Annotated in this window: 3 protein-coding genes; 2 read left to right on the top strand and 1 reads right to left on the bottom strand. The window is 66.0% G+C overall.

Annotation, left to right across the window (positions count from 1 at the left end; all coding sequences use genetic code 11):
• Positions 1 to 490: 490 nt before the first annotated feature.
• Together GF399_03250 and GF399_03245 are read left to right on the top strand one after the other, a co-directional pair.
• Positions 491 to 1,273, top strand: a complete 783-nt coding sequence (locus tag GF399_03250; GenBank protein MBD3399329.1) for a hypothetical protein — start codon at positions 491 to 493, stop codon at positions 1,271 to 1,273.
• Positions 1,274 to 1,290: 17 nt separating this feature from the next.
• Positions 1,291 to 2,499, top strand: a complete 1,209-nt coding sequence (locus GF399_03245) for a hypothetical protein (protein ID MBD3399328.1) — start codon at positions 1,291 to 1,293, stop codon at positions 2,497 to 2,499.
• 256 nt (positions 2,500 to 2,755) lie between these two features.
• Here GF399_03245 and GF399_03240 read toward each other — a convergent pair.
• On the bottom strand, positions 2,756 to 4,739 hold a 1,984-nt coding region (locus GF399_03240), incomplete at its 5' end, for a T9SS type A sorting domain-containing protein (protein MBD3399327.1).

The raw sequence follows: 4,739 nt of genomic DNA, 5'->3' as shown, positions 1-4,739 counted from the left end.
GCCGAGGACACCACCCTCTCCGGCGGCGCCCTGACCATGGTCAGCCCGCTGGCTGACATCAGCGGCACCCTGGACGTCGATGACACCGACCCGCTGGACGTTGTCTGCACCTTCACCCCCGACGCCGACCTGCCGCCCGACGTGATTACCTGCACCGTCGCCGGCACCCTGGCCGACAACGCCGGTAACACCATGGGCTCCGACGAAGTCTGGAGCTTCGAGGTCCTCGGCTACGACGTCGAGCCCGCCTCCTGGGGCCAGATCAAGAGCCTCTAAGGCAATCGGAAAACAAGCAACACCGGGGCGATCCCTTGCGGATCGCCCCTTTTAGCAGCCCCGATCCGCGCGGCTAAATCAACCCCCGACGTGGTCCTCAACGCTCGATTCGGCTGCGCGTTCAGACCTCCGGCCGGCGCTCTAGTCCGTCGGCTCCCGACCTGCTATACTTGAGACGACGATTCACTTCCGGGAGCCGAAATGATGGAGGACGATGGAGCAAAGCGAAATCAGCGCCCGGGTCGCACGGGTCCGGGAACTCGCCGTCGACGATCCCACAGCCGCCGGACGCTTGTACGACGAGCTGGCCCGTGAGCGGGCCGCCGAACACCCCGGTGAGGCCGCTGGTTACGCCCTGCGCGCCGCCGAGCTGTACGAACGGGGCGGTGCGACGGCTACCGCACGGGAAAGACTCGTCGAGGCCGCCTACCTGGCCGGTTTGAGCGACGCCGCCCTGCAACGGCGGATACTCGATCGACTGCGCGAGTTCTATCTCGTCGATGGCGCCACCGAGGTGCACCTGCGCGGCCTGCGGGCCGCCTGTCGCGGTCTGGCCGAGCGCCTGCGCACCGCCGGAGAGCGCCGCGCCGCCTCGCGCACCGCCGAGCTGGCCTGGTGGAGCGAGCACCAACTGGTCAAGCGGCGCGACGGGTTCCTCAAGCGCTTCGCCTACGGCGTCTGGCGGCTGACGGCGGGTTACGGCGAACGCCCCCTGCGATTGGTCGTCAGCGCCCTGGTGATCGTCTACCTCTTCGGCATGTTTTACATCGCCGGCAACTTCCTAACCCTGGGTGGCGGCGGGGTGCCGGTGATCATCAACCACAGCGTCTACAATCTGCTGGGCTACTTCGGCATCTCTCTGGCCGCCTTCTTCGGTGACGGCTTCATGTACGCCGGCAACGCCCTGGGCTGGGTGCTGATCAGCCTCGAGGCCGTCCTGGGCTGGCTGATTACCCTGACCCTGGTTACCGTTTTGATCCGACGTTTGAAAAACTGATTCCCTGGGAGGTTTCCATGTTGCGCAAAGCGCTGTTAGTAATCCTGCCCGCCGTGCTGCTGCTGGCCGTGGGTTGCCAGTTCCCCGGCGTCGGCACCCCCGACGACGGTGAGAAGGAGGAGACTCGGGGCACCCTGGACTACCTCGGCGTGGCGCTGGCGCCCCAGGAGGACCTGACGGCGGTGACCAAGAGCTTCGACGCCGAGGAGACGACGATCGTCGTCTGGAAGGTCAACCTGGCCAACAACGACCCCAACTCCCGCCACAAGCTGACCGCCGAGTGGTACTGGCACGACGGTACGCTCAAGTGGACCGAGGAGCGCGACTTCTCCACGGGAAGCGACAGCACGATCAGCATCACCGGCGGCAAGGGCTATTCCGGCGTCGGCGGCTGGCAGCCCGGTGTCTACACTATCAAGTTCTACCTCGACGGCTCGCCCCTGGCTGAGGAGATCTTCCGCGTCACCGGCGAGGTAGAAGAGGAGCAGGAGCCGATCCTGTTGGCCGGGATCAACTTCCACGACCCCGATGACGTCACCGAACCCGTCGAGGTCTTCCCCCGGGCCGAGACCACCCAAGTGCTGTGGTTCGCCAAGCTGTCGGTGACCGACGAGGCCGCCGGCACCCACACCGTGACCGCGGACTGGCTGGATCCCGACGGCAAGCCGCTGTGGCGCGAGGAACGCAGCGTGACCGTCTTCGAGGGTGACGAGGCCGTCAGCGTCGGCGGCGGACAGGGCTACGAGGAGCCGGGCAACTGGGCCGCCGGCGAGTACACCCTCATGCTCTCCGTCGACGGCGAGCAGCTCGGTCAGGCGCGCTTCAGCGTCGGCGAGGTCGAGAGCGAGGAAGAGGACGGCGGCGAGGCCAAGCCCACCGGGCTGGCCCTCTACGGCCTGGTATTCGTCGACCGCGACGATTACAACACCCCCCGGGAGAGCTTCAAGAAGGACGACACGGCGATGATCGTCTGGGTGGTGTCCCTGGCCCGGGAGAGCGACGAGGGCACCGGCGATCACGTGATGACCGTCGAGTGGTACGATCCCAGCGAGGAGCTGCGCTGGACCCAGGACAAGGAATTCACCGTCGAAGCCGACGAGGAAACCAAGCGGGTCATCGGCGGACGCGGCTACACCGAGACCGGTTGGTGGGATACCGGCGAGTGGTCGGTGATCTTCTACCTCGACGGCAACTTCGTCGCCCTGGAGAATTTTAACGTCGAGTAGGACGAACTGACAGCTCTGAAGCAACACGACGGCCGGGCCTGAGCCCGGCCGTCGCCGTCGGCTCCCCTCAGGGCCCGTCACGGTTTTTGCATACCGAGCTCAGCCGGTTTGGCAACCGGCTGAGCTCGGGCAAAAACGCGCGCCGGGCCCCGCCGGAACACCTCAACCCGACCGTCGTATCTGGATCGTCGTGTACTAAGAACACCGGGCCTCTCGGCCCGGTGTTAGATCTTGCAGAGTCTTTATCTCTTGGCCCCTAGCGGCTGACGACCAGGCGGGTGGTGGCGCCGGTCTCGCCGACGGTCAGGCGGGCGAGGTAGAGGCCCGCGGCGACGCCGTCGGCCTGCCAGACGACCTGGTGACGCCCGCTGACGGCGCTACCCGAGGCCAGGGTGGCCACGCGGCGGCCGGAGAGGTCGTAGACGGCCAGCTCGAGGGGCTCGCCGGCGTCGGCGGCGCTGACGCTGTAGGCCACGGTGGCCGTCGAGCGCACGGGGTTGGGGAAGGAGCCCTCGACGGTGGTGCGGATGACGCCCTCGGGGCGTTCACCGATGGTCAGCGGGCCGAACTCGAGGGCCTCGCCGTCGCTGGTGACGACCTCGAGGTAGACGGCGTCGCCGGTCTCGGCGGAGCGGACGAGGTAGCTGGTGCGGGCGGCGCCGAGCAGGTTGTCGTTGAGGCGCTCGCGCTCACCGCCGCTTTCCAGGTAGAGGTTGACGCCGCCGACGGCCTCCTGGGGGGTCCAGGAGACGAGGGCGCCCTCGTCGGTCCAGTCGTAATGCAGGTCGGCGATGGGGGCGTCCGTGGTGACGACCTCCATGGCTTCGATGTTGCTCCAGCCGCCCCAGACGAATTCATTACCGGCGCGGACCCGGTAGTAGTAGGTTTCTGGGGTGCGGCCGGTGACCTGGTACTCGGTCTCGGTGATGTCGTCGGCCAGGGTGGTGCAGGTGTCGAAGGTGTCGACGGGATGGATCTCGTCGAAGTAGATCCCACCGTAGTGTTTATTGGTGTCGGTCTTGTAGCGGAAGCGGACGCTGATGGTCTCGCCGGCGTAGCTGGAGAGGGAGTGGCTCTTTTCGCTCCAGCTGGAGCCGTTGCCGGAGTAGGAGGCCAGCTGGTCCCAGGTGACGCCGTCGCTGGAGGCCTCGACGTAGGCGTAGTCATAGCCGGATTCGATGTTGTAGCGGGTCCAGTAGCTCAGGGCGTCGCCGGACTCGATCTCGATGGGGTTGGCCATGGTCAGCTTGGCGGAGTAGTTGTTGGCGTCACCGCTCCAGAAGGAGTAGGAGCCCTCGTGGGGGTTGCTGGTGGAGCGGTTGAAGTTCTCGTTGTCCCAGTTGTCGAAGCCGTCCTCGGCGCCATCGGTGATTTGCTGGTAGCCGGTCAGCTCGTCGAGCTGGTAGAACTCGATCACGCCGTGCTCGGGCACCGGGGCGTCCCACTCGACCAGATAGTCGCCGTCGGCGTCCTGATCCATCTCGTGGAGGTTGGGTCCGGGCAGGGCGCAGACCATCTCTGGGTCGCCGGCCAGCTTGCAGAGGTCGAGCATCGGCTGCAGGTTCTCGTTGAACTGGGCCTCGGCGGTGGAGTAAGGCACGATGAACTGGGTGCCCATCTCGAAGGTGTAGCCGAACAGGGGCTGGGAGAGAAGCTGGTCGCCGTAGCCGTCGTCGAGGTGGCTGCCGTACTGCCAGTCGGTGGCGTCGCCGTTGGTGTTGTAGAGTCCGTGGGAGGGCATATCGGCGTAGCCGTTGTAGGAGGCGAACAGGGCGGCCGTCGGGGCGTAAATGTAGTTGTGCGGCGTAGTACCGTCCTTGTAGCCCCAGGGGTAGAGCACGAGCTGGGAGTGGGTGTGGAAGTTGATGGCCTTGATGACCGGATTGCCGCTGTCGTCGCGGTCGGCGTAGAACTGCATCATCGTCTGGAGCTCGGGCTCGCTGCCGGCGGAGGGACCGCGGTAGGTGTCCGAGGAGGGGTTGGGACTCGAGCCGGAGTCGTCCCAGCCCCAGCGGTAGATGTAGTTGCGGTTGAGGTCGACGCCGTAGCTGTAGCCGTTGTCGCGGCGGTTCTTGCGCCACATGTCGTAGACGTCGTAAACGTACTGGTAGCCGTCGGGGTTGACCACGGGGATGATCCAGACCTCGCGGTTGTCGACGATGTCGGTGACCTCGTCGTCAGAGCCGTAGTTCTCGCACAGGTATTCGGCGAACAGGTAGTTCACCACGGGGGTCGAGATC

This window comes from Candidatus Coatesbacteria bacterium, from assembly GCA_014728225.1.
In the GTDB taxonomy this organism is placed as follows: Bacteria; RBG-13-66-14; RBG-13-66-14; order RBG-13-66-14; family RBG-13-66-14; genus WJLX01.
Note: the sequence above shows the minus strand (reverse complement) of the source record. Positions and strands in the feature narration are given on the sequence as shown.